19 protein-coding genes are annotated in these 21,591 nt (G+C 57.5%); 7 read left to right on the top strand and 12 right to left on the bottom strand.

Annotation, left to right across the window (positions count from 1 at the left end; all coding sequences use genetic code 11):
- Positions 1–48 precede the first annotated feature (48 nt).
- Positions 49–2,205 carry a heavy metal translocating P-type ATPase gene (locus BLU11_RS07820; RefSeq protein ID WP_090272812.1) on the top strand — a complete coding sequence of 719 codons (2,157 nt, stop codon included), beginning with the start codon at positions 49–51 and terminating at the stop codon, positions 2,203–2,205.
- 192 nt (positions 2,206–2,397) lie between these two features.
- On the opposite strand, the gene BLU11_RS07815 is transcribed toward BLU11_RS07820, so the two are convergent.
- The 9 genes from BLU11_RS07815 to BLU11_RS07765 all read right to left on the bottom strand — a co-directional run bounded on the left by BLU11_RS07815 (position 2,398) and on the right by BLU11_RS07765 (position 9,838).
- Positions 2,398–4,344 (bottom strand): relaxase/mobilization nuclease and DUF3363 domain-containing protein, encoded by a 1,947-nt coding sequence (locus tag BLU11_RS07815; protein WP_090272811.1) that lies wholly within the window; start codon positions 4,342–4,344, stop codon positions 2,398–2,400.
- 436 nt (positions 4,345–4,780) lie between these two features.
- Positions 4,781–5,380 (bottom strand): S26 family signal peptidase, encoded by a 600-nt coding sequence (locus tag BLU11_RS07805; protein ID WP_090272809.1) that lies wholly within the window; start codon positions 5,378–5,380, stop codon positions 4,781–4,783.
- The gene (locus BLU11_RS07800) at positions 5,377–5,910 is read right to left on the bottom strand and encodes a DUF2840 domain-containing protein (RefSeq protein ID WP_090272808.1); all 534 of its coding nucleotides are present in this window, start codon (positions 5,908–5,910) and stop codon (positions 5,377–5,379) included. Before BLU11_RS07800 ends, BLU11_RS07805 begins: the two co-directional genes overlap by 4 nt.
- The gene (locus BLU11_RS07795; protein WP_090272807.1) at positions 5,907–6,182 is read right to left on the bottom strand and encodes a chromosome partitioning protein ParB; all 276 of its coding nucleotides are present in this window, start codon (positions 6,180–6,182) and stop codon (positions 5,907–5,909) included. Before BLU11_RS07795 ends, BLU11_RS07800 begins: the two co-directional genes overlap by 4 nt.
- Positions 6,179–6,817, bottom strand: a complete 639-nt coding sequence (gene parA, locus BLU11_RS07790) for a ParA family partition ATPase (RefSeq protein ID WP_090272806.1) — start codon at positions 6,815–6,817, stop codon at positions 6,179–6,181. The genes BLU11_RS07795 and parA overlap by 4 nt, the downstream gene beginning before the upstream one ends.
- A 301-nt stretch (positions 6,818–7,118) precedes the next feature.
- Positions 7,119–7,964, bottom strand: coding sequence for a replication initiator protein A (locus BLU11_RS07780; protein WP_090272804.1), 846 nt, complete (start codon positions 7,962–7,964; stop codon positions 7,119–7,121).
- Between the two features lie 26 nt (positions 7,965–7,990).
- Positions 7,991–8,275, bottom strand: a complete 285-nt coding sequence (locus tag BLU11_RS07775; protein ID WP_058152643.1) for a helix-turn-helix transcriptional regulator — start codon at positions 8,273–8,275, stop codon at positions 7,991–7,993.
- 83 nt (positions 8,276–8,358) lie between these two features.
- Positions 8,359–9,147, bottom strand: coding sequence for a DUF2285 domain-containing protein (locus tag BLU11_RS07770; RefSeq protein WP_090272803.1), 789 nt, complete (start codon positions 9,145–9,147; stop codon positions 8,359–8,361).
- Between the two features lie 340 nt (positions 9,148–9,487).
- Positions 9,488–9,838, bottom strand: coding sequence for a DUF2958 domain-containing protein (locus tag BLU11_RS07765; protein ID WP_090272802.1), 351 nt, complete (start codon positions 9,836–9,838; stop codon positions 9,488–9,490).
- A gap of 315 nt (positions 9,839–10,153) precedes the next feature.
- Here BLU11_RS07765 and BLU11_RS07760 point away from each other — a divergent pair, with 315 nt between their 5' ends.
- From BLU11_RS07760 to BLU11_RS07750, 3 genes are all read left to right on the top strand, one after another.
- Positions 10,154–10,447, top strand: a complete 294-nt coding sequence (locus tag BLU11_RS07760) for a helix-turn-helix domain-containing protein (RefSeq protein WP_090272801.1) — start codon at positions 10,154–10,156, stop codon at positions 10,445–10,447.
- A 50-nt stretch (positions 10,448–10,497) separates the two neighbouring features.
- Positions 10,498–11,379 carry a DUF2971 domain-containing protein gene (locus BLU11_RS07755; protein WP_231702290.1) on the top strand — a complete coding sequence of 294 codons (882 nt, stop codon included), beginning with the start codon at positions 10,498–10,500 and terminating at the stop codon, positions 11,377–11,379.
- 325 nt (positions 11,380–11,704) lie between these two features.
- Complete coding sequence (locus BLU11_RS07750; protein ID WP_090272799.1) at positions 11,705–12,208, top strand: AAA family ATPase; 504 nt, start codon at positions 11,705–11,707, stop codon at positions 12,206–12,208.
- Between the two features lie 346 nt (positions 12,209–12,554).
- Here BLU11_RS07750 and BLU11_RS07740 read toward each other — a convergent pair whose 3' ends face one another.
- The 3 genes from BLU11_RS07740 to BLU11_RS07730 all read right to left on the bottom strand — a co-directional run bounded on the left by BLU11_RS07740 (position 12,555) and on the right by BLU11_RS07730 (position 17,044).
- The gene (locus BLU11_RS07740; RefSeq protein WP_090272797.1) at positions 12,555–14,615 is read right to left on the bottom strand and encodes a ParB/RepB/Spo0J family partition protein; all 2,061 of its coding nucleotides are present in this window, start codon (positions 14,613–14,615) and stop codon (positions 12,555–12,557) included.
- Between the two features lie 84 nt (positions 14,616–14,699).
- Complete coding sequence (locus tag BLU11_RS07735; RefSeq protein WP_090276332.1) at positions 14,700–15,524, bottom strand: DUF932 domain-containing protein; 825 nt, start codon at positions 15,522–15,524, stop codon at positions 14,700–14,702.
- 357 nt (positions 15,525–15,881) lie between these two features.
- Positions 15,882–17,044 (bottom strand): IS3 family transposase gene (locus tag BLU11_RS07730; RefSeq protein WP_090272001.1). Its coding sequence is split into 2 segments (ribosomal slippage): positions 15,882–16,789 and positions 16,789–17,044, totalling 1,164 coding nucleotides; the frame shifts between segments, so codons are not numbered across the junction.
- Between the two features lie 273 nt (positions 17,045–17,317).
- Here BLU11_RS07730 and BLU11_RS07725 point away from each other — a divergent pair.
- Genes BLU11_RS07725 through BLU11_RS07715 form a run of 3 tightly spaced genes read left to right on the top strand, consistent with a single transcriptional unit; the run spans position 17,318 to position 21,507 of the window.
- Positions 17,318–18,550 (top strand): ABC-three component system protein, encoded by a 1,233-nt coding sequence (locus BLU11_RS07725; protein ID WP_071537715.1) that lies wholly within the window; start codon positions 17,318–17,320, stop codon positions 18,548–18,550.
- Positions 18,540–19,205 (top strand): ABC-three component system middle component 1, encoded by a 666-nt coding sequence (locus BLU11_RS07720; protein ID WP_090272796.1) that lies wholly within the window; start codon positions 18,540–18,542, stop codon positions 19,203–19,205. The genes BLU11_RS07725 and BLU11_RS07720 overlap by 11 nt, the downstream gene beginning before the upstream one ends.
- Positions 19,180–21,507 (top strand): AAA family ATPase, encoded by a 2,328-nt coding sequence (locus tag BLU11_RS07715; protein ID WP_058152652.1) that lies wholly within the window; start codon positions 19,180–19,182, stop codon positions 21,505–21,507. The genes BLU11_RS07720 and BLU11_RS07715 overlap by 26 nt, the downstream gene beginning before the upstream one ends.
- Positions 21,508–21,591 lie beyond the last annotated feature (84 nt).

Raw genomic sequence — 21,591 nt, 5'->3', positions numbered from 1 at the left:
TGAAGCCACTAGAGGGTCCATGATGTCTCCATCAAAGGAGAAACCCTCATGCAATATCATATCGAAGGTATGGACTGTGCAAGTTGCGTCGGCAAGATTGAAACGGCTCTGTCGCGCATGCCCGGTGTATCCGATATCCGGCTGAACTTCGCCACGGAAAGCCTGGAACTGACGCTGACGCCCGACGCTGCCACTCAGCCCGGCGATATCGAAAAAGCCATCAAGAGCCTTGGCTTTGGCGTGTACGCCAGAACCAGCCAAGAGTCCACATCAAATACCGATAGCGATAATCAAGCAACCGCACAGCGTTGGTGGCAAACCCGCAAGGGCAAGCAGGTTGTCGGACTGGGTATGCTGATGGGCGCAGCCTACCTGCTGGCGTTGTTTTTCCCCGCTTACGGAGGCTGGCTGTTCGCTGCTGCCGTGGTTATCGGTGTGCTTCCCTTTGCCCGCAAAGCACTTGCGCTGGGTATGTCCGGCACGCCCTTCTCGATCGAAACGCTGATGTCGGTAGCTGCACTGGGTGCGCTGTTCATCGGTGAGGCCGAAGAGGCCGCAGCCGTGGTTTTCCTGTTCTCGGTCGGTGAACTATTGGAAAGCGTGGCTGCTGGCCGCGCCCGTGCCGGTATCAGGGCCCTGGCGTCGCTGGTGCCGAAGACGGCGGTTTTACTTGATGCACAGGGCGGGCAGCGCGAGGTTGCTGCGGCCTCGCTGCGGGTGAATGACCAAGTGCTCGTACGCCCAGGCGACCGGGTCTCCGCCGACGGTGTGATTATTCACGGCTCGTCCAGCCTTGATGAGTCGCCGGTAACCGGCGAGTCCGTGCCCCGGGCCAAGGCCATAGGCGACGATGTGTTCGCCGGTTCAATCAACGTCGATGGGGTACTCCAGGTACGCGTGGAGAAAACCGCCGCCGACAATACCATTGCCCGCATCATTCACCTGGTGGAACAGGCGCAGGCATCCAAAGCCCCCACCGCCCGCTTCATTGAAAAATTCAGCCGCTACTACACCCCGGCGGTGATGGCCCTTGCTGCACTGGTCGTCATTCTGCCGCCACTGGTGATGGGCGGCGACTGGTCAACCTGGCTGTATCGCGGTCTGGCGCTGCTGCTGATCGCCTGTCCCTGCGCACTGGTTCTGTCCACCCCAGCGGCTATCGCTTCAGGGCTGGCTGCCGGCACCCGCCGTGGATTACTCATCAAGGGCGGTAGTGCTCTGGAAACCATTGGCCGGGTGAAGACGATCGCGTTCGACAAGACCGGTACCTTGACCGAGGGTAAACCACGCGTCACCGACGTGGCAGCCTTTATACAGCCTTCTACAAGACTCTCTACAAAACAAAGTGACGATGAAGTACTGGCGCTGTTTGCCAGCGTCGAGTCCGGCTCCAATCACCCGCTTGCCAAAGCCATTGTGGCGCATGCCGAGGCGTCCAAGATCCTTATCCCCGCAACCTCGCATGCTTCTGCTACCGCAGGCAAAGCCGTGCATGCAACCGTAGCTGGAAGGGCTCTGGCCATCGGCTCACCGGTCTACGCTGCCCAAGCGGCAACACTGTCAGCCGCACAGCAGGCACAGATCGAAGCGCTGCAACATGACGGCAAGACCGTTTCAGTGCTGTTCGACGAGCAGAGTCGTGAAGCGCTTGGCTTGGTGGCTCTGCAGGACCAGCCAAGGGATGATGCCCAGCAAGGCTTGGCTCTGCTCAAGACGATGGGCGTGCGCTCCGTCATGCTCACCGGCGATAACCGCCGCACCGCCCAGGCCATCGCCGGCCACCTGGGCATGGACTGGGAAGCCGAACTGTTGCCCGAAGACAAACTGCGTCTGATCAATGAAATGAAACTCAACGCCAAGGTCGCCATGGTCGGTGATGGCATCAACGACGCGCCGGCGCTGGCAACCGCAGACGTCGGCATCGCAATGGGTGGCGGCACCGACGTGGCCATCGAAACCGCCGACGCCGCGCTGCTGACAAGCCGTGTTACTGACGTCGCCCACCTGATAGCACTGTCACGCGCAACCATGGCCAACATCCATCAGAACGTGATTTTCGCGCTGGGCCTGAAAAGCGTGTTCCTGGTTACCACGGTACTGGGCATCACCGGCCTATGGATCGCCGTGCTCGCCGACACCGGCGCAACCGCGCTGGTCACGTTGAATGCCTTGCGTTTATTGCGTTTTAAGGGGGCGAACGCTTGACCTTACAACGATGGGAACCCGAGTCAGGTGCGGGCTTGCGTAGCCTCGCTGAGCCTTGGGCCGACACCAGTCCTGCATTGGCTGCAAAGGCACTAACCAGATGCAAGGGTATCGTATCAAGCTTACTCGCGAGCCGACTGGTCCTGCCGCCAATAGCCACCATATCGTCACCCAGCACCGGTGCCAAACTGGCTAGCCTATCGACGGCCCCCGCTGCCTCCCAATCTCCCACGACACCCCCCCACCGCGCATGGTGGCAGCAAGCTGCTGCCCCAGCCGCTGCTCAATCACCGGCTTCCAGGGCACCAGACTGAACCCCATGCCGTCATCAAGCATCGCGTAGCGCCCACTGGCGAGCACGACCGAACGCCGGTAGGTGCCAGCCACGCGCTGCCCGTCAGCTACCGGTCGATGTTCCAGGCCTGTATCGGCGGCAATATCCTGTGCGGAGCGTGCCAGTTCGCGGTTGCGCAGCGTCGCCAATAGATTGCGCGTCAGGATGATCCGTTGCCCGCGCTTCTCGGCCAACCCTTGTTCGGCCAAGAAGTCGCCGCGCTGTTGCAACGCATCCTTGACCTCACTGCCAAAACCCAGATCCCCCAATCCCTTGCCGCCGCCGATCAACTGCTGATCCAGCCAGGTAGCGCCCATCACGCGAGCCTGCCGCTCTATCGGCAAATGCGACTTCAATTCCACCGCGACGCCGCCCAGGCGCTGCGCATCGTACTGACGGCCTCGCTCGGGCAGGTCTTGCGGCACCAGCCAGACGCCCTCAACCTGTCTTTCCACCAGGCCAGCGCGGCGCAGGGCTTCGAGCCGTCGCACATGGGCTTTAACCACCTCGCTCGGATCACGTTCGGGGTGCGGTTGAGCCTTGGCAACGGCCAGATGATGGTCGGTTCGGTAGATGCCATCGACGGCCATTGCGGTGATGGTCTTGTCTGCGATTCGTGGAGCGCTTGAGCCCTTGATTTCCACCACTGCGCCCGTCGGGTACTGCTCCAGTTCCGTGTGCGGCGGCAGCGCGACATAGTGCGCCTTGCCATCGGTGCCATCCACGATCAGATAGCCCTTGTCGTAGAGTTCGTCGGCCAATCCTTTACCGGCCACGCGGCCAATGATGGAACGGCCATCCTCGCCGGGCTGGAACACGCTCAGGTCACGCTGTTTGCCGGTCATGGCTCGCTGCATGGTACGGATGATGTCGCCGCGCTCGCCCATCGTTCGCAAGGTGGACTCAGCATCAGCATGGACAGTCCATACTCCGGTCTGCAATTCGCTGGCCAGCTCCATACGCTGCAATCGTTGCAGGCGACCTACCAGTAGCAGGCGCTGGCGTTTCAGTCGGGGTTCTCTCTCCAACCGTTCGGTGCGCACCAATCCTTCCACAGCCTCGCGCTGCAAGGTGCGATCCAGCCCCGTCCATCGTTCCTGATCGACTTCGCGGGCCATGCTGCGCTGGATCTCCAGTTCAGTACGTGGCCCCAGCCATTCTGTTGCCAGTTCCGACGCCCGTTCACGCATACCCTGGCTGATGTAATCGCGAGAAATGATCAGGTCTTTACCGCTGTCATCCCTTCCACGAAGGACGATATGCGTATGCGGGTTGTCGGTGTTCCAGTGATCGACGGCCACCCACTCCAACCGGCTGCCCAGGTCAGCTTCCATGCGGTCCATGAAATGACGAGTGTAAGTGCGCAGGTCATCGAGCTGGTCGGCATCCTCGGGCGAGACGATGAAGCGGAATTGATGCCGATCCTCCCGGCCCCGTTCCTCAAAGGCAGACAAATCAGCATCATCGGTCATGGGGTCGTAGGCTTTACCCGGTTCGCCGTCGTGCCCCACACCTTCACGCTCAATATAACGTAAGTGCGTGGCGGTCGAACGTGCACCTGCCTTGGCGATATTGACCAGCCGGGTCTTGATGGTGACGCGCCGGGAACCCGCAGTCAGTGTCGTGCCGGTAAAGCGCGCCGCAACGTGGCCGCGTCCCAGTCGAGCACCAGGGCGGTTGCCTGCTTTGGCGACTTTTGCGCCTGCCTTGCTCGTTTGGCGAAGCACCTGATTGATGAAGGCATCGCCGCGCTGCTTGGGCGCACCCGGACGGAGGCGGAAACGGTCATCGTCGTTGCGACTCATATCGCGTCTCCATCCAAGCCCAGCGTAGCCAAACGGGAAAAGCACGCGCTTAACTCAATGCCGACAAGGTATTGGCTAACCACGCGGCACGGTGCCGCTATCAGGTGCGTGCCGCGCCTCCCCCACGTGCAGACAGACTTTTCGCGCAACGTAGTGCCGCGACCTTTTATCTTGCCCTCCGCCTTTGCCCCTCGCTGTCGCTCCTGGCATCGGCGGCCCGGCGGCGCTGTGCTGCTGGCAGCCAGCCTGCCGGCGAACGCGTCCACAGCCAAAGGCTGGACACGATCGAGGCAAGACGTCTGCACATTGGATGGCTGCGCAAAGTGTGGTGTGAATGCACCCGCACGGCATGCACGACAACACGACAGCAGCCACTTGGACGACGCACCCGATGACACGATGAGATGCACAGCAACGTGCAACGAATTGGCCGCCATCATGGACGATTCTCCAACCATACCGGATGCGCTACGCCGATCACGGCGAACGCGCTGACCGGGCCGAAATAGCGGCTGTCGAAGGACGCCGAATTGGTCACACTCAACAGGAACAGTTCGCCCTCGGCTAACGGTCGGCAATGCTGCCAAAATGGCAGCGGTCGGCCCAGCCTATCAGCAGGCAGCACGGCAGCCGAAGGCACGCCGTCGATGCGCACCTGACCGGCGATGATGCAGACATGTTGCGGCGCGACCGCGCCCACCCGTTTGAGCAGCGGAATATGCGCGGGCAGGTAACCGCGCTGGGCGGCCAATGTGGTGGCATTAGCCGGCAGATGGGTCATGACGATGCTGCCCACCGACAAAGGAGGCTGCAGCGAGTTGGCCTGGTGTGAAAGCGGTTCGACGCGATACCAGCCGACCGCCACGCTGTCGGACGGGTTATAGATCAGGCGCGGTAGCGGCGACACAAAGGACGCCCAAGCCAGCGCCGCGAGGCCGCAGGCGGACAAGCCCGCCAGCACAAGGCGAGCGCGAAGGCGTGAGCGAAGACGCGGCACGCCGCCAGTGGTGCTGGCAACGGTGGATTGAACGGTCATGACAGCGCCCTCCCGGACAGCCAGGCAGCATGCCGCTCGGCGGTGTAATCGGGCAGCACCAGTCCTGCCGCAAGCCGGTTGCCCAGCGTGTGCCAGTACGCGGGCGACACGTCGATGACGGCAATGCCCAGCGCCTCGATGCCGTCGATCCGTTCCAACACGGCGCGCACCTTCTGTTCGCCCTCGGCGTGCAGCAGCAGACGCGCGCCGGGCTGCACGCCAGGGATGCGCTGCACCGCGTCCAGCGGTGTGCAAGCCTGCATCACCATGAGCTGCCAACGGATCGTTCCGTAGACGCTGGCCTGCCAGCGGATGCGGCAGAAGATCGTGCGCGGCAGGAACACCGCGCAGCGTCGCCAGCGGTCGAGTTGAACCGTGCGCGTAGGTTCACCAAAGCGCAGGTAAAGATTGAATCGCGGCTCGATGGTAGCCAGCGATACGCGGGTCAATGGCGCGTTGCCAGCATGGGCGGCGAAGGTGTGCAACGAAGGCGGTAGCGCGTCTGTTGTCGCTGAAGGTTGTGCAATCATTGGGGCTTCTCCGGGAACTCGCGCTCCAGCAGTACGCGCAGCAAGTCGGCCACAGTCACGCCTTGCGTGAAGGCCGAGACCTTGATGCGCGCCCGCAAGGCGGGTGTGATGTCGATGGTCAGGCGGGCCGTGTAGAGGTCGCCTTTCTGGAGGTCGGCGATGTCGCCCTGGCGAATCCACGCCTCGGCGTGTGGATGCGTGGGCGGGCGCGCACCGATGGTGATGCGCTTGCCCGTGCGCTTGCCGTTCGATGTGTTGCTGTCGCTGCTCATGGCGACCACCGCAATAGCTCGTCCACCAATGCGCTGATTTCACGTGCGGCGGCGCTATCGGGTGCCAACTCGCGTGCAAGCCGACCAGCCGCCACACTGTCGGCGAAGACGATGCGTTGACGAACCTCGGCGCGCAGCGCCGATAGTGGCTGATCGGCCAGCGCCTGGCGCGCTTCACGTCCGATCACCGTGGTGCTAACGCGGCGATTGATGACGAAGGCAGCGGCAAGCTGGGGCCGGAACACCTGCGCCTCGCGGATCAGCGCCACCATCTCGGCGCTAGCCCACAGGTCGTAGGGGCTGGGCTGCACCGGTATCAGCACGCAATCGGCTGCCAGCAGCGCGGAGCGTGCCAAAGCGGCGATTCGGGGCGGCCCATCAATCACGACGTGATCGGCCCGCCTGGCGAGTTCTGGAGCTTCCTGATGCAGGGTTTCCCTTGCCAGACCTACAGCGCTGAACAGCCTTGGCAAGCCTTGCTGGCTACGCCGTTGTGTCCAGTCCAGAGATGAACCCTGGGGGTCGGCATCCAGCAAGATGACCTGCTGGCCTCTGAACGCCAGTTCACCGGCGATGTGCGTGGCAAGCGTAGTCTTGCCCACGCCGCCTTTCTGGTTGAGTAAGGCAATGATCATGGCGTAGCCCTCCAATCTGGAAAGCTGACCTGTTTTTGCCTTGCCGAACGGGGTTGGTTTTGGGGCTGCTTTTGCCGTCGGAAGTGCGGTGTTTTTTGCCTTTTGGCAGTTATCCACCGCAATGGCGCTGCTCTACTAAAAGTTAGAGTAGTTAAGTTAGTAATGTTAGGGGATGTGCAAACCCGCGCCGTTATTGGCTTTGCGGCGACTTCGTACTCCTGATAGCACGATAGCCGTACTCCCGATAGCACGACACCCCTTACTCCTGATAGCACGACACTATTCACAGCTTGTCCCGCAGTTATCCCCGTGCCGTGAGCGGCACGGGTCGGAACGTCAGCAATTCGATGCGATCCTTGGGAATGCACACGATGCCCAACTCGTACCCGGGCAAGGATTGCTTGTCCACCAGAGCGCGCAAGTCGTAGGCGAAGTCCGAGAAGCGGCTGCTGCTGCCCGATTTGCGGTGTAGGTGCCGGAAGTCGAACTGCCAGCCGTGCTCCTGCTTGCCGCCATGCTTGCGCACCAGACGGTACAGCCAGCGTTCGATACCACCGGTCAACCGGAAATACGCCGGGTCGATGGTCAGCACCAGGGCGGCGTCGAGCACGCCCGCGTAAAACCAATCCGGTAGGATCAGTTCGATGCCCAGCGGCGTGCCGCTGGCGTCGGCCAATTCCTTCCATTCGTTGATCCACGAGAAGCGATGCAGCCGCCGCCCCGTGGTCTCGCGGATGGACGTGGCCACCGTGGTCGATTGCAGCCGATCCAGTGCGGCCTTGAGACGCTGATAGTCGCGCGAGCCAGTGCCGCGTCCGATAAAACGCAAAATCTCGTAAGGCGTGGCCCGCATCAGACGCGAGGTGGTCAAGCCGGCGTCGTTGGCCTCCACAATCTGGCTGGCGGCCCAGATCAGGATGTCGGCATCCCAGATCGTGGCAATGCCGTGGTTGGCCGTGCCCTCCACTCGGATAGTGATATTGCCGCTGCGAAAGTCGATCGGCGCAATGCGCCGCGACTTCGCCAGCGAGAAGAACGGATAGGCCATCAAGTCCTGGACGTCGCGCGGTGCCATGTCGCCCGGCAGCGCCCGGAACAGGTCGAGCTGTTCCCGTGACGGCAAGGCTTGCCCTGGTGGGCTGGACATGGTGATGGCTACCGGCGCGTCGCCGATCAGCGGCCGTCACGGTAATCACCCGCGTGACGCTCGGCGTATTCGGGATCTGACGTCGCTTCATAGCTGCGCGCATCGGCCCAGGCATTGAGGTCGGCCACGGCGTACATGACGCGGCGACCGAACTTGCGGAACTTCGGCCCGCCGCCGATCACGCGCTGCTTCTCCAGCGTGCGGGGCGACAGGCGCAGGTAGTCGGCGGCTTCGTCGTTGGTCAGGTAGCGTTGAGGTTGGGCGGTCGTGGTGACGGCAGCGGTAGCGGGTCGAACAGGTGCGGGTCGCATGAGATAGACCTCCATCGGTCAGGAAAGCCCGGCCACACAGCGCGACCGGATGGAGGTAGTCTCAAGAAAGTGATGCGTTCTGCTCAGGGTCGTTTTGCAGGGAGTACAGAACGACCCTCCCCAGGGGATTCGATCTGTGCCAGACGGCGATAGCCGCCGCCCATCAGCGCGTTACCACGTCGCACTAAGCGGCGCACCCTCGAGCGCAGGCCACCGTCGGTGTACCAGCCCGCAATCACCGCATCAGCGCCGAACAGTCCTTCGGCCACCCCGCGCAGTGACGCCCCCGCCAGAGTGGCGTCAAGCGCCTGCAAGGTGTGTAACTCCAGCAGTGACGCCGGAGATGGTCGCGGCTTGGCTGCTGCAAGCACGGCACCGATGGCCAGCTTGTTCAACTCCGCAACGAGCATCTGATAACGCGGATTAGTCGTGATGCAGGCACGGATGGCGTAGACGTAGGCCATTCCATCGTCCAAGCCCGGCGCGAAGGCCAGCCGCACACAGTAGCCTGGCCACTGCGTGACCAGCACCAAGCGCTTACCATCATGGATCAGGCGCTTGTCGCCAGGAATACGCCAAAACTCGAAGACCAGGGCATCCGGCGGCGGGTCAGCATCTGGATAAAGCTGCACCACGCTATCGTGATCGGGAAACCAAGCCGGGTGCGCGTTGCGTGCATCCAGGCCGGGATCTTCCAACACGCGCAAGCCCCAGCGCTCGGCGGCCTTTGGCCGGCGGCGACGGCGCAGCCAATCGCGTCGGTAGTCGGGATGGCGTCGCAGGTATTCCCAGGCCAAGGCGAGACCATCGAGGTGTAGCACGTAGAGATACGCGGCGGTCGGATACCAGTGTTTCGCGCTCGGGTCTGCCATGACGTCACCTCCTGTCGATCAGCAGGAACGTCGCCACGGGCGTCAAAATGCAAAACTACGGCGTCATCGGTAAACCGTCATGAATGGTTGGGTAAACTGGCGCTGTCAAGACCGATTGGCTCCGAAAAGCTGCATGGATCGTCCGAATGCGACGGCTGTGCAACCGGAAAATGGCCCACAGCACTGGATAGCGTGCCGCAACCCGCGCCAAAGATCGTGACTGTTTACAGCAGAGCCGCACCGTTTCGGTGCAAGAGTGCGGATTCAGACCGGCCCGGTCTGGAGTGAGACGAGAATAGTCTCAATGCGCCCGGTCCTACCGGGCTGCGAACGGCTTCGGTCAATCAATGATGGAGCCGTTGGCCTTCGCCAGCCGCGCATAGTCTGAAAGCGTGCGCGTAGCCTGGAAATACCGATCCCGCATTACCGGCTGCTGGCGTGGGCCGACAATAGACGCCAGATCGGACAACTTCACATGACCCAGCTCGGGCATGCCTAGCCCCAAGTCGATGAGGCCGTAGGCCGTATCGCCATCGGCAGGGTCGAGCGATGCCAATAGCCAGGTGACGTGTGCGTCCGGGGTGAACAGCCGCACGGCGGGCAGCAGGTCGGTGTCTTGCCCAGCAACGCGGGCCTGGCCGTTGGCGAGCAGCTGCGCGTGCTCCTCGACGGTGATGAGCGCCTGGGTCATGGTCGGAAACCCCTCGAAACCGACGATTCAGCGAGGCACTTATACGCCCAAGCGTAGAGCCGCCGAACCGGCTGTGTGCCTTCGTGCAGAAGTACGGATGAGCAAGCCCACAAATCCGCAGAAGAACGGAAGTGTGGAAGCGGCTTTGTGGACGTCAGGAAAGACATAGATGCGACTCTCTGGTTCTGGCGAAATCCGCACAAGCGGATTTCCGTAAAAGCACAAAAGCGGGTGGTCAACATTAAATGAACACTATAGATTGTAGCCCTATAGAGCGCAATCGACTGTCATCTATGGTTTCAAGGAAATCATTGGATGACAGCGAAAAACTCATTAGCGGCGGCATTGAAGACAGTCAGGAAAGCGCGTGGCTTGAGCCAGGAAGCGTTCTCCGACGTGTCCAGCCGTACCTATCTGAGTTCGCTGGAGCGCAACCTGAAAAGCCCGACGCTGAACAAGCTGGCTGAGCTGTGTGAAGTCATGGAGATTCATCCGCTCACGCTGTTGACACTGGCGTATGCCGGCGAGAGCACGCACCAAGCCGATCAACTTCTGGCGCAGGTGCGACAGGAGATGGAGGCGATTCAGCACTTACTGGACGCCAAATAGAACCAATGACACATCCAAAAGTTCTATATAAATACAAGGCTTTTGACTCCTTGACCTTAGATCTGCTGGTCGCAGACAGAGTCTACTGCGCAAACCCTGCTGATTTTAATGATCCATTGGATACGAAGCCATGCGTTAAACCAGACTTACCAGTGGCCGATCTAGAGAATGTTTTAAGGGTCTTGATCGAGAGAAGAACTTCGTCTGAGATGCGTGCTGCAGCCAACTCAATAAAGTATCGCGGACCAAAAACCGTTGAGCACATTGATCGGCACAGCCGCAGGCAAGCGGAAATAGTGCTTTCGGAAATTTCGTACCATGCCACGAACCCTGATTACTCGAAGCCAGCGCCAGAACCGCAGATTGATCTACTTGGTCACGCCATTGAACGAGAGATTCTCAGGATATATGAAAAAGGGGTTCTTTCTCTTGCAGAGAGGTTTGATTGCCCATTGATGTGGAGCCATTACGGGAACCAACACAATGGAATATGTATTGGCTACAAAATACCAGCGGATGCAAAACCAAATATTTTCAAAGTTAAGTATGGCGGCAGCAGAGAAATAGAAGCAAGCAAAATAATGTGCATGCTGGACGATGCACCTGGAGCGCAAGTTGAAGTCGATTCCGCAGTTTTGCTTCGCAAAGCATACGACTGGAAATATGAGAAGGAATGGCGCTTTATAGGAAGCAGAGGCCTGATGGACTCCCCATTCGAACTTGCGGAAATAACATTTGGATCAAGGTGTTTGGACTCCGTCAAATTTACATTACTCAAGGCCCTGGAGAGCAGGCTTGCTGACGTGTCTTTCTATGAAATACGTGAAAAATATGGGACTTTTAAGCTCAAGCGCTATCGTCTCAATGTAGATGAGCTATCTGCGAGTTACCCAAGGAATAATCAAGCAATTCTTGCCTGCTTTGATGATTGATCAGACCCCTGCCAATAAGTAAGGATCTGATCATGCCTCACTGTGGCTTGCTGCACGACCAGATAAGACTATGCGTGCCGTCTTTTTCCTCGGTTGGGCGGGCGTAGAGGGTGGCCGTTCGGCCTAGCTTTGCTTCCACCCTATGCAAGCAAAGTGCGCAGCGCCGCAGGCGCGAAGGCGTGAGGGATTGACGCCGAATGGCCGTGACAGCGAAGTCGGCATGGGGCGCAGCCCGAAAGCCCGGTGACGCTGTGCGCCGACACGCCCGATTTGAGTGCGGCCATTACCCACGCAATGTTTTGACCCATGAAACGGGCAACACCTTATGAATCACTTTGTCATCCTCTCAGGCTGTTCTGGCGGTGGTAAATCCACGTTACTGTCCGAACTTCATCAGCGCGGCCATGCCGTGGTCAAAGAACCTGGCCGGCGAATCGTCCAGGAAGAAACCCGCACCGGCGGCCAGGCTCTGCCATGGATCGACATGGCGCTGGATGACCATGCCAACGCCCGGCGCAACAACAAGTGGACGTTCTTCGATCGGGGGCTGATTGATGCAGCGTCGGCGCTTGAAGAGCTGACCGGCGAACCGCTGCTGGCAACCCTCGGACAGACCCACCGCTATCATCCGCACGTGTTTCTGGCACCGCCTTGGCCGGAAATCTATGCTACGGATGCGCAGCGCCGCCACGGCATGGACGCGGCATTGGTCGAGTACGACCGGCTCCAGCGCGTATACCCCGTGCTGGGCTATGAGGTCACGCTATTACCCAAAGTCGATGTGGTGGCGCGTGCCGACTTTGTACTGAATACGTTGGCGCAACAATGACCGGCCATTTGGCCGCTCACACTCGACTGCCGTTGCTCTGCTGTTTGATAGTGCGGCCCCATGGCCGCCTGAAAGCCAGCACGCTTTCACTGAACAGCTTACGAAGGAAGCTGCGCTTGCTGGATAGTTGAGGCGCATTCAGCCAATTGCTGTATTTGGCTGAATGCGCGGAAAATCCGCGCAAGATACTTGCGCGCCGCCACGCCGCCGCCTGATTGAAGGCGGCGGCGTGGCGGTTTTGGCTTTTGGGCTGTAACACCAGGCGCGGCCACGGCCGCGCCCGGATTTTGCGAACAGCACAAAGCCCCGGCGCACGTCCTTGTGCGCTGGGGCTTTGCTTTCTGCCTTACGCGGCCAGTTCTTCGGCTTCGCGTGTGATTGCTGCGGCGCTGTCCTGCGCGTTTTCCGCGTTCTCGTCGCCATCATCTTGCTGGCCGTGGACTTCGCTTTCTTCCTGCGCTCTGTTTTCCATATCCTCGGCCTTGAACACGGCAGGCATCCAGCCGCTGCCATCGGTCAGCCGTTCGGCTTCGCTGGCAATGTCGGTCTTCTTGAGCTTCGCCAGCCGGGTAACATGCTCCGGTGCGAACTCGCCCACGGCATCCAGAATCACAGCCTTGGAAACGTGCTTGAAGTAGCCTTCGGCGGTCGGCTTCCACCATGCGGCCATATCCAACCCCACGGCCTGCGCCAGTGCCGCACCCGGTTGGTGTTGCGTAGCGCGAGGCGTCACCACGTCCACAGTCGCCGCCACGCATACCGCCAGCAACTGCACCAGCTCATCCTGCGATTTCGCCAGCAACGCGGCGAACAGTTCCGCGCTGTCCTCGGGCAGTTTCCCTCCCGCAACCTGCTGCAATTTGCGCAATGCCACGGCGGCGGGCGACTCCGTCCAATCCGGGGCTATGCTTTCCAGCCGGTCCTGCACGGTCACGCGCATAGCCAGCGGCAAACCATCACGATGGTATCGGTCAAGCTGCAAGACAGCTTGCACCATGCCATGCACCACGGCAGCCAGCGCCACCTGCGGATGCCGGGCCACTTCGATTTGCAGCGCGGCAGTGCGGTGGGCGCTCAAGCGTTGCGCCAGCCGGTCGGACATGGATGCGGCCTTGGGCTGGTCGTCGTCCTCACTGTCGTTGCCGTTCGTATCATCCTCGCCGTTGAAGCCTTGGCGCAGCCGCTCCAACGTGCGCAGTGCGCGGGCTTCGGCTTCGCGCATCAGTCCGCGATGCACGACAATCTGACCTTGCCGGTCAAGGGTAACGATGGCACCAGCGGCAGCTTTCACGTTTGGGCTGTAATCCTGCAAGCGATCTTCCAGCGCCTGCAATTGCTCACCCATGCGGTCGCCTTCTTCCTGCAAAGCGTCGGCCTTTTCCTCGTCGTCTTCGTCCAGCGCATCCAGAGTTTCACCAATGGCCTGCATCTTAGTTTCCAGCTTGTCGATGCGTTCACTTTCCCGCTTGGTGGGGTTGCGCCGCTCCCTCGGTGCCTGCTGGAACGCTTGCAAGTCGGCATAGGTGGCGGCGGGCGTGGCATCCACCCATGCCCAGCCTTCGGCGCGAACGGTGGCGGCGTGGCTGTCCAACTTGTCGCACACCAGCGTTTCCAGCAGCGCGGCATCGGTCAGATACACACCTGCATCACCTTCCGCGAACAGGTCGCGGCGGATACCACCCCCTGCGGCCTCGTAGGCGCCCAGCCCCACGAAACGCACCAGCGCATGAGAGGCGTCGATTTCACGCTCGGTCAAACGTTCGCGCAAGGCGTGGGGGCTGCGCTGCCACTGCGGCGCATCATAAAAGGCCGCTTCCTGCGCGGTGTGGTCATCGGTGATGGCAAGGGCCATCAACTGGTCAAGGCTCACGGCATCAGCGCGGTAGTCCGCCATCAGTCGGGGCGACACATTGGCGAGTTTCAAGCGGCGCTGCACCACCAGCGGGGTGACGGCAAAATCAGCCGCGATATCCTCGATGGGTCGGCCTTCGGCCACCAGCGCAGCGAAGGCTTCAAACTGGTCTGCCGGGTGCATGGCTTCACGCTGCACGTTCTCGGTCAGGCTCACCGTGCGGGCGCTGGCATCAGCCACCAACAGGCAAGGCACCTCCCAATCCTTGGCAATGCGGCGCTTCTTCGCCAGCAGCTTCAACGCGGCCAGCCTGCGGCCACCGGCCACGACTTCATAATGTTTGCCATCGGCTGCAAGAATCACGGTCAGGTTTTGCAGCAAGCCCACGCGCTCGATGCTCGATGCCAGCGCGTCGATAGACTGGCCTGCGGTCTTGCGCACGTTACGGCGTGAGCGGCGAAGCTGCGACAGCGGCACCAGCAGCATGCCTTGCGAAGGCTGTACCGGGGTGACGGTTTGCAGGGCTTGGGCTTCGGTATGGGTAATGGCGTTCATGATGTAGCTCCTATCGGTTCAAAAAGGGAAACAGCAACAAAACAAGGGAATGGATGGAGGGGCTGCGCCCCTCCGGGCAGGAAATCAGGCTTTCAACTGGCGCATACCCTCGGCCAGCAGCCACAGGGAACGGTTCAGGCGAATATCGGAATCAATGCCTTGCACCGCTCGGGTGCTTTGGCGGCGACCGTTGGCGCTACGGCCACGCAAGCCGCCTTTGGTGAGGTTTTCCTGTACACGGTTGAAGGCCATCCACAGATCGGGGCGGCGGTCGTCATAGCGGCGCGGCATCAGAATCTGGCTTTCGGTGATGGGCGCGGGCTTGTCGGGGTCGTCGTACTTCAAGGCCAGCGCGGCGCGGGCGAAAACTTCCGCTTCGCCATCGTCCAAGGTGATGGCCTGCATGGCTTCGCGGGATTCCTGCGCCTGTTCAAAGCCGCTCAATACCTCGTAAGCGCCTTCAATGACTTGTCCGGTCACATCGCCTTTATGCGGAATACGCACATCGGCCACGGTATCGCCGCATACAAGGCCATTGGCACAGACAAAGCGGAACGCGCCCGCCAGCATCTGGTAACTGCTCGTGCCATCGTGCGAGTTCAACAGGATGATTTCGTTGGCGATGCTGTCATTGACCTGATTGGCATGGCGCAAGCGAATCATGTGTTTGGTGAAATCGCGGCGGTCTTGGTTGCGCACGCGGGTTTGCGTCACCATGAAGGGCTGAAACCCTTCTTTTCGTAGTTCCGTCAGCACGGCAGCGGTGGGGATGTAGCTGTAGCGTTCTGAACGGCTTTCGTGGGGCGCGTCGGCATAGATGGACGGCACCACGGCTCTGATCTGGTCATCAGACAGCGGGGTGTCGCTGCGAAGTACCGGGGAATGGGAAGCGAAACGGGATGCAAGTATGGTCTTTCTCCTGACAAAAAGGGTTTGCTGTTCAAACCGCACACCGGATTCCTAGATTCGGAGCCCAGCCTTTCGGCTGTTCGGTGCGGTTGGCACGAAGAACCCGGTTGGCCTCGTTGCCACCGTCTTTCCTTAGTTCATCGCCCGCGACGGTCAGGAGCCCACGGACGTGGGCCGTCAAGGAGGAAGCGTCAGGTTGGTGTGACCCGCAGGCGCAGCTGAGGACACGGCCTGGCGCGCCTTGACGGCACGCGGACACGGGCTACAGTCGCGGACAAGGTGATGAAGTCAGGAAAGATGGCTGGACAGGCAACGGCCGCCTGTGTGTGCCGACTGCACGCAAGCGAAGTGTAGTGGTCAACTGATTCCGGACACAGTTTTAAGTTTTTCTTCGGCCACCGCCGGAGCGAGCCCGCCATTGAAGGCGTGGGGACGCTTCTGGTTGTAGTACCCCATCAGGTAGTTGCTGATATCCTTCCGGGCAGCTGCCAGGCTGTGATACCCCATCGGCGGTATCCATTCCGTTTTCAGACTGCGGAACAGCCGCTCCATAGGAGCATTATCCCAGCAGTTGCCTCGACGACTCATGCTTTGCACCATACGGAAGCGCCACAGCCTCTGCCGGAACTTGCGACTTGCATACTGTGATCCTTGGTCAGAATGGAACATCACCCCATGAGGGCGCCCACGCTGCTCCCACGCATGCTCCAAGGCCTGTACCACCAAGTCCGCATCAGCGGTGTCAGACATGGCCCAGCCGACGACGCGACGGGCATACAGGTCCAGTACCACCGCCAGATAACTCCAGCGCTGCCCGGTCCAGATATAGGTGATATCACCGCACCAGACCTGATCTGGTTGCGCCACATCGAACTCCCGGTCCAAACGGTTGGGGATATCTAGCCGCTCCACGGTGGCCTGCTTGTACTTATGGGGGCCTGGTTGCTTACAAATCAGGCCAAGCTCTCCCATCAAACGGCGCACCTTGAAGCGGCCGATGCCGACGCCTTGATCGTTCAGCATGTCCTTGATGGTGCGGCTACCTGCCGAGCTGCGGCTTTTGTTGAACAGCTCGTTAATCTGGGCCCTCAGGGCTACACGCTCAGCATCCACACGCTGTATCCTCTGGCGGTGTTCGTAGTAACAGGAACGGTTGATATCAAAGGCTGCGCACACCATGTCAACGGGGGCCTGCTCTCTCAACTGGTCAATCAGCGTGTACGTTTCCAGTCGTCCGACATCAAGAGAGCGGTAGCCTTTTTTAGGATGGTCTTCTCCATCTCCAGCCGCCGGCACCGCTCTTCCAACTCCTGAATGCGCTGCTGCTCTGGTGTCATGGCTTTGCCTTTAGGGGTGACACCCTGCCGCTCCTCAGTGAGCTGTTTAACCCACTTGCGCAGGACGCTTTCAACCACGCCCAGCGATGTGCTGGCTTGGGTAATGCTGTAGCCTTGGTCCAGCACCAGGCTGGCTGCTTCCTGTTTGAATTCAGGGGTAAAAGTACGTCGCTTTCTTGTCATCGAACACCTCTCAATGGCGAGTATTGTCGCCTAGTTGGTGTCCGGTTTCATTAGACCACTACAAAGCGCGCAGGCCCGAAGCGGGAAGCCGGGCCGTAGGTGTCAGGGATGTGGAGGGCTGGCAATAGCCAGTTCCGCTAGGAATGAGCGGATAGCGAACCTGGAGCAGCGCGGTTCGTGAAACGGAGACGCAACGATTTATTTCGCCTATTATCTATTTGTGATAAGGGAAGCTTTAGATAAATTGTACAAACTAGTCAATGGAGGGTGCGAGTGAGCAGTGAAGTGGATGAAAAATATCCAGCGACTGCCGTGTCTACGTGGAGTGGGTACGTCTATCAAGGGAAAATTGCGCTCTACCATTGCCTCTGTCTAATCAATCAAGGCGATGCGGATTTCGAGCTCCAGCTAGACAGCAGTGACGATTTCGCAGTCTATAAAAATGGCACCCTAGCAAGCGCTCATCAAGTAAAGGCCAAGATTGGCAAGTACCGCAGTGGTTATATCGAAGCCCTGGAGAAAGCTTCAGCTATCGAATTTGACCGTGCCAAAGGTGTTTCACGTTACTTCCATGTATCCATTCAGCTAGATGACACTAGCGACTACACGGGAGCAAATGGAGAACTCGTTCAATTCTATGACTACGGAGCAAATAAGCATTGCGGTCTGGGCGAAATAGAAGGGCTGACAAAAGAGATTATTAGGCAGATCTGTATTAGCAGGTCTATTACGCTTAGCGAAGACCTTTTAAACTATAACTACTGCCTTCTCTCCGAAAAAATAAGCTCCGAGGCCGTGGCAATACATCGTTTAGTGCAAGACGACCACGAAAAGGCCAACAAAGCCGCCTACGAAAATCGGATTACTGCGCAATGCTTGCTAGACGACATATTGAGCAAAAACCCATACAACAGCACGGAGTATTTCTCTGTTGACCTTAAGGCAAGGCTGTGCAGCTACTTAGAAGACCGGCTAGATCAAGCTTTGCCAAGCATAAATGATGAAACTTATGGCAGAGCACGACGTCTCTTTGAACATATCCGCACTACTGACGCCAACGAGTTGAAGTCGCTCTGCCAGTTAATGAAGCCCTCGGAGCGATTTTCATCCATTCAAAAAGCGGATATAAGGCGCTATTCCGGGTTGATTGAGGCTATGAATGTTGAACCTATTCTAAAACAGTTTCCTCACTACCTGGATGGCGACAACAAATTTTATTTACCCACTGCTCTCGATCTACCATCCTCTGCGGATCATGAAGGCTGCACTTCGGATTTGCTGAGTGAAATGGAAAGCAACGAAAATCTTCTCAAGCTTCTTTTCGAATACAACAACCTCATTGCAAGCAGATCCACAACGACTTTTGTTATTAATACAAAATACACGCACCCTGATGATCTGACTGATCAGCAAGTTAAAGATCGCATTGATAGCAATATCATCAAATCATTATGCCTAAGCATAATTACCAAGGAAGACGCAGAGGCTCAACTCAATGATAAATAAGATAATAGATGAAGCGTTGATTGCCCACGACTTCAAAAAAGAGCATGGAAACGATTTAACGAGCTTTTATATACGCGAATCAGGCTCCGCAATCAGATTTGCGATTTTGCATAAGCTAGACGAGCTTTCCGCTCCATCCGAACTGAATGCTGTGATCAATCATGCGGCACCGGCCGCCTTCCTTGAACACCCTGCTTTCAGGAAGAACTGCGACCTCATCTGCATCCACCATCTAAATAAACTGGCAGAGTTCAAAAATCACGAAGAGAAAATATTTTCGATCGAAGAAGATCCGCACTTCTTCAAAAAATACATTCTTTATTACAGTGATACCGAAGATATTGCAATTCAGAATTATTCATATGCCGATCTCGTGGAAACTATATCGGACAAGAGTCAATTTAGTAGTTACAAGAATGACCCACTGGAGGCTACACAATACAGTGTGGCGGCAAAGATATTCATAAAACTTCCTTTCCTTGAGCTTCCATTCAACCGAAGGGAGCTCGTCTCTTTGCGCCTGCAAGCAGGCGAGGCGGTGGCTGAAGAAGGTCTTGACGCAACATATGCAGCCATTCAGAGACTCACCGCCAACAATATGGACGAATTACTCAAGGAGCTGATTGATAATGAGTTGGAAAATAACGCGAATTGAAGTTTCTAGCTTCAAAGCTTTCAAACATATAGACTTGGATTTAGGTATCTCATCCCTGTTGACCCTAGACGGTCCAAACGGATATGGGAAGACCAGCATCTTTGATGCACTAGAGTTGCTGCTGACTGGGCAGATCAAGAGAATTCAAAATCTTTTTTCTACGCTAATGACGGCGAACAAGAAAAATTATGATGACAGCTTGTTTTGGAATACTCGTTCCGGCAAGAAAGACCTATCAATTAAAATAGAGTTCACAAGAGACGAGAGCAAGTTAGTTCTAGCCAGGCATGCTCCAATTAAAGCACTCGAAAATAAAACGAACAACCGAGCAGACAAATTTCAGCATTTCTCCCTGTATGAATTACCCGGATTCGGGTCCGAAGCCTATACCGACGTCAATAAACGAGATAATGATTTCCTTGATCAGGTTTTTGGAAAAAACTTCAGGGAGAACTTTTCATTTTTGAATTACTTGGAGCAAGGCCAGAACAAGTTGCTCCACACCCGGGTGGATGAGCGTAAGGATGCTCTCGGAAACTTATTCAATATTAGCGATATCGCAGCAGAGATTGACAACTGTCGTTCGATAGCAGCCAAATTCACGAAGTTCATAGGTGATGAAACTCGTAAGGCTAAGGAGGACTCACTCGGAGCCGAGTGCACCTCCCTGCGTGAAATGCTCCAGGCTGACCTCGGCAGTGTTGAATATAAAAAAATCTCTAACGTTGATCCTGAGCCAAGTTGGGACAAGGAAAACCCCTTTCCCACTTATGATATAAGCTCTCACACCCAGTATCTTGAGTCGATCCGTAAACTGAGCGAAATGCTTGCTCAGAAAGCAGCCATTCGCATACGAGCAGACAATGAAGCTATCGAAGCTGATATCCAGCAGCAGACTGAGTCACTGGGTAGTCTGGCCAAGTTGGGCACGGATATAAGCAAGCTCGATGACCTGGACAAAGCAAAAAAAGAGATCGACCAGCTCGCGAAAGCCACGGCCATCATCAAAAAGGGAGCCTCGGCTATCACGGCGGAGCAAGCTCACACACTACCGGGGTGGGCAACTGAGCGGCTGAGGTGGTTTGAGGAGCAGATCACAACGCGCGATAAACTCCAGACACAGAACACAGCGAATGAGAGCGCCGCAGCCGAACTCGCTCGTTTGAAACAACAGCTCCTCAAAGAGCATACCAAGATTTATCCTGACGATGAACTGTGCCCCCTTTGTGGTAACGACTGGAAATCTCACACGTCGATGCTCGAAGCTGTTGAGGAAAGAACCCAGAAGATCGGTGGTGCATTGAGCAAAGATGGTAGAAACCTCGTTACTCTGATCACTTCAATGACTACCGAACTCTCTGCGATTGAGAACTACATCCAAGGACGAGAGGCAATCCTAAAGCCTGGCTACAACGACGCACTTCATAAAGCATTGATAGCAGTCAAGCCCCGTCTACCTACAATCCAGCAGTTAGACGAACGGCTCAGATCTGAAGGCATCCAGACCACCTTTACGTTCAGCGATGACGACATGGTCGTAGCGGCTCGCCTCGAAGACCTACGTAATTCGATGCAAGCCAAGAAAACAGACGAGACCGTAGCACTACCAGACGACTGGCGCCAGATCATTGGAGCGGTTTTCAAAGATTTGCAGGGGTTCTACATTTTTGACCCTCAGGATCTGAAGAACAAAGAACTCTATATAAAAATTAAGGCCAATGAAGCCCAGAGCAGTAGGCTTCAGAAATGTCTTGATGACCTCCAGAAAATTCAACGAGAGAACGAGGCAGCTAACAAAGCAAAAGATAAGGTAACTAAGCTGCGTACGACTTTAGAGAAAGCCGAACAAAAGTACGCCGATCAAACCATCTCGGAAATTGAGCTTATTTTTCACATCTACAGCGGGCGGCTCATCCAAAACTACCAACGTGGCCTCGGACTCTTTATTGAGAGTCGGGATGGTAAGCAACTGCGGTTCCTGACTGCGGAAAAGTCTGATCACGATGCAGTGATGTCAATGAGCACAGGTCAGGTGTCAGCCCTCAGCCTGGCCTTCTTCCTATCACTCAACAAGGTCTATGCAGACGTCCCACTGATTCTCATAGACGATCCATCTCAGTCTCTAGACGATGTAAATATTGCCTCGCTGACGGACCTGCTCCGTTGTGAGCTCAACCATTGCCAGCTCATCATATCCTCACATGAAGAGGATATCTCGGCTTACATGCGATACCGATTTGACCGAGCGGGATTGACGACCGCCTCGCTTAACATGCAAAACTTGACGAAACACGTATCGTAACAACTGACCTAACAATTCGATGACCCAGGTGGTTACCAGTTTTACCCACCTGACCATCTGTTTTCTCAGTGATCAGTGCTGGAT

This window comes from Halopseudomonas litoralis (assembly GCF_900105005.1).
GTDB classification, from domain to species: Bacteria; Pseudomonadota; Gammaproteobacteria; order Pseudomonadales; family Pseudomonadaceae; genus Halopseudomonas; species Halopseudomonas litoralis.
The sequence above is the reverse complement of the archived record's forward strand: the minus strand, read 5'-3'. Positions and strand labels throughout refer to the sequence as shown.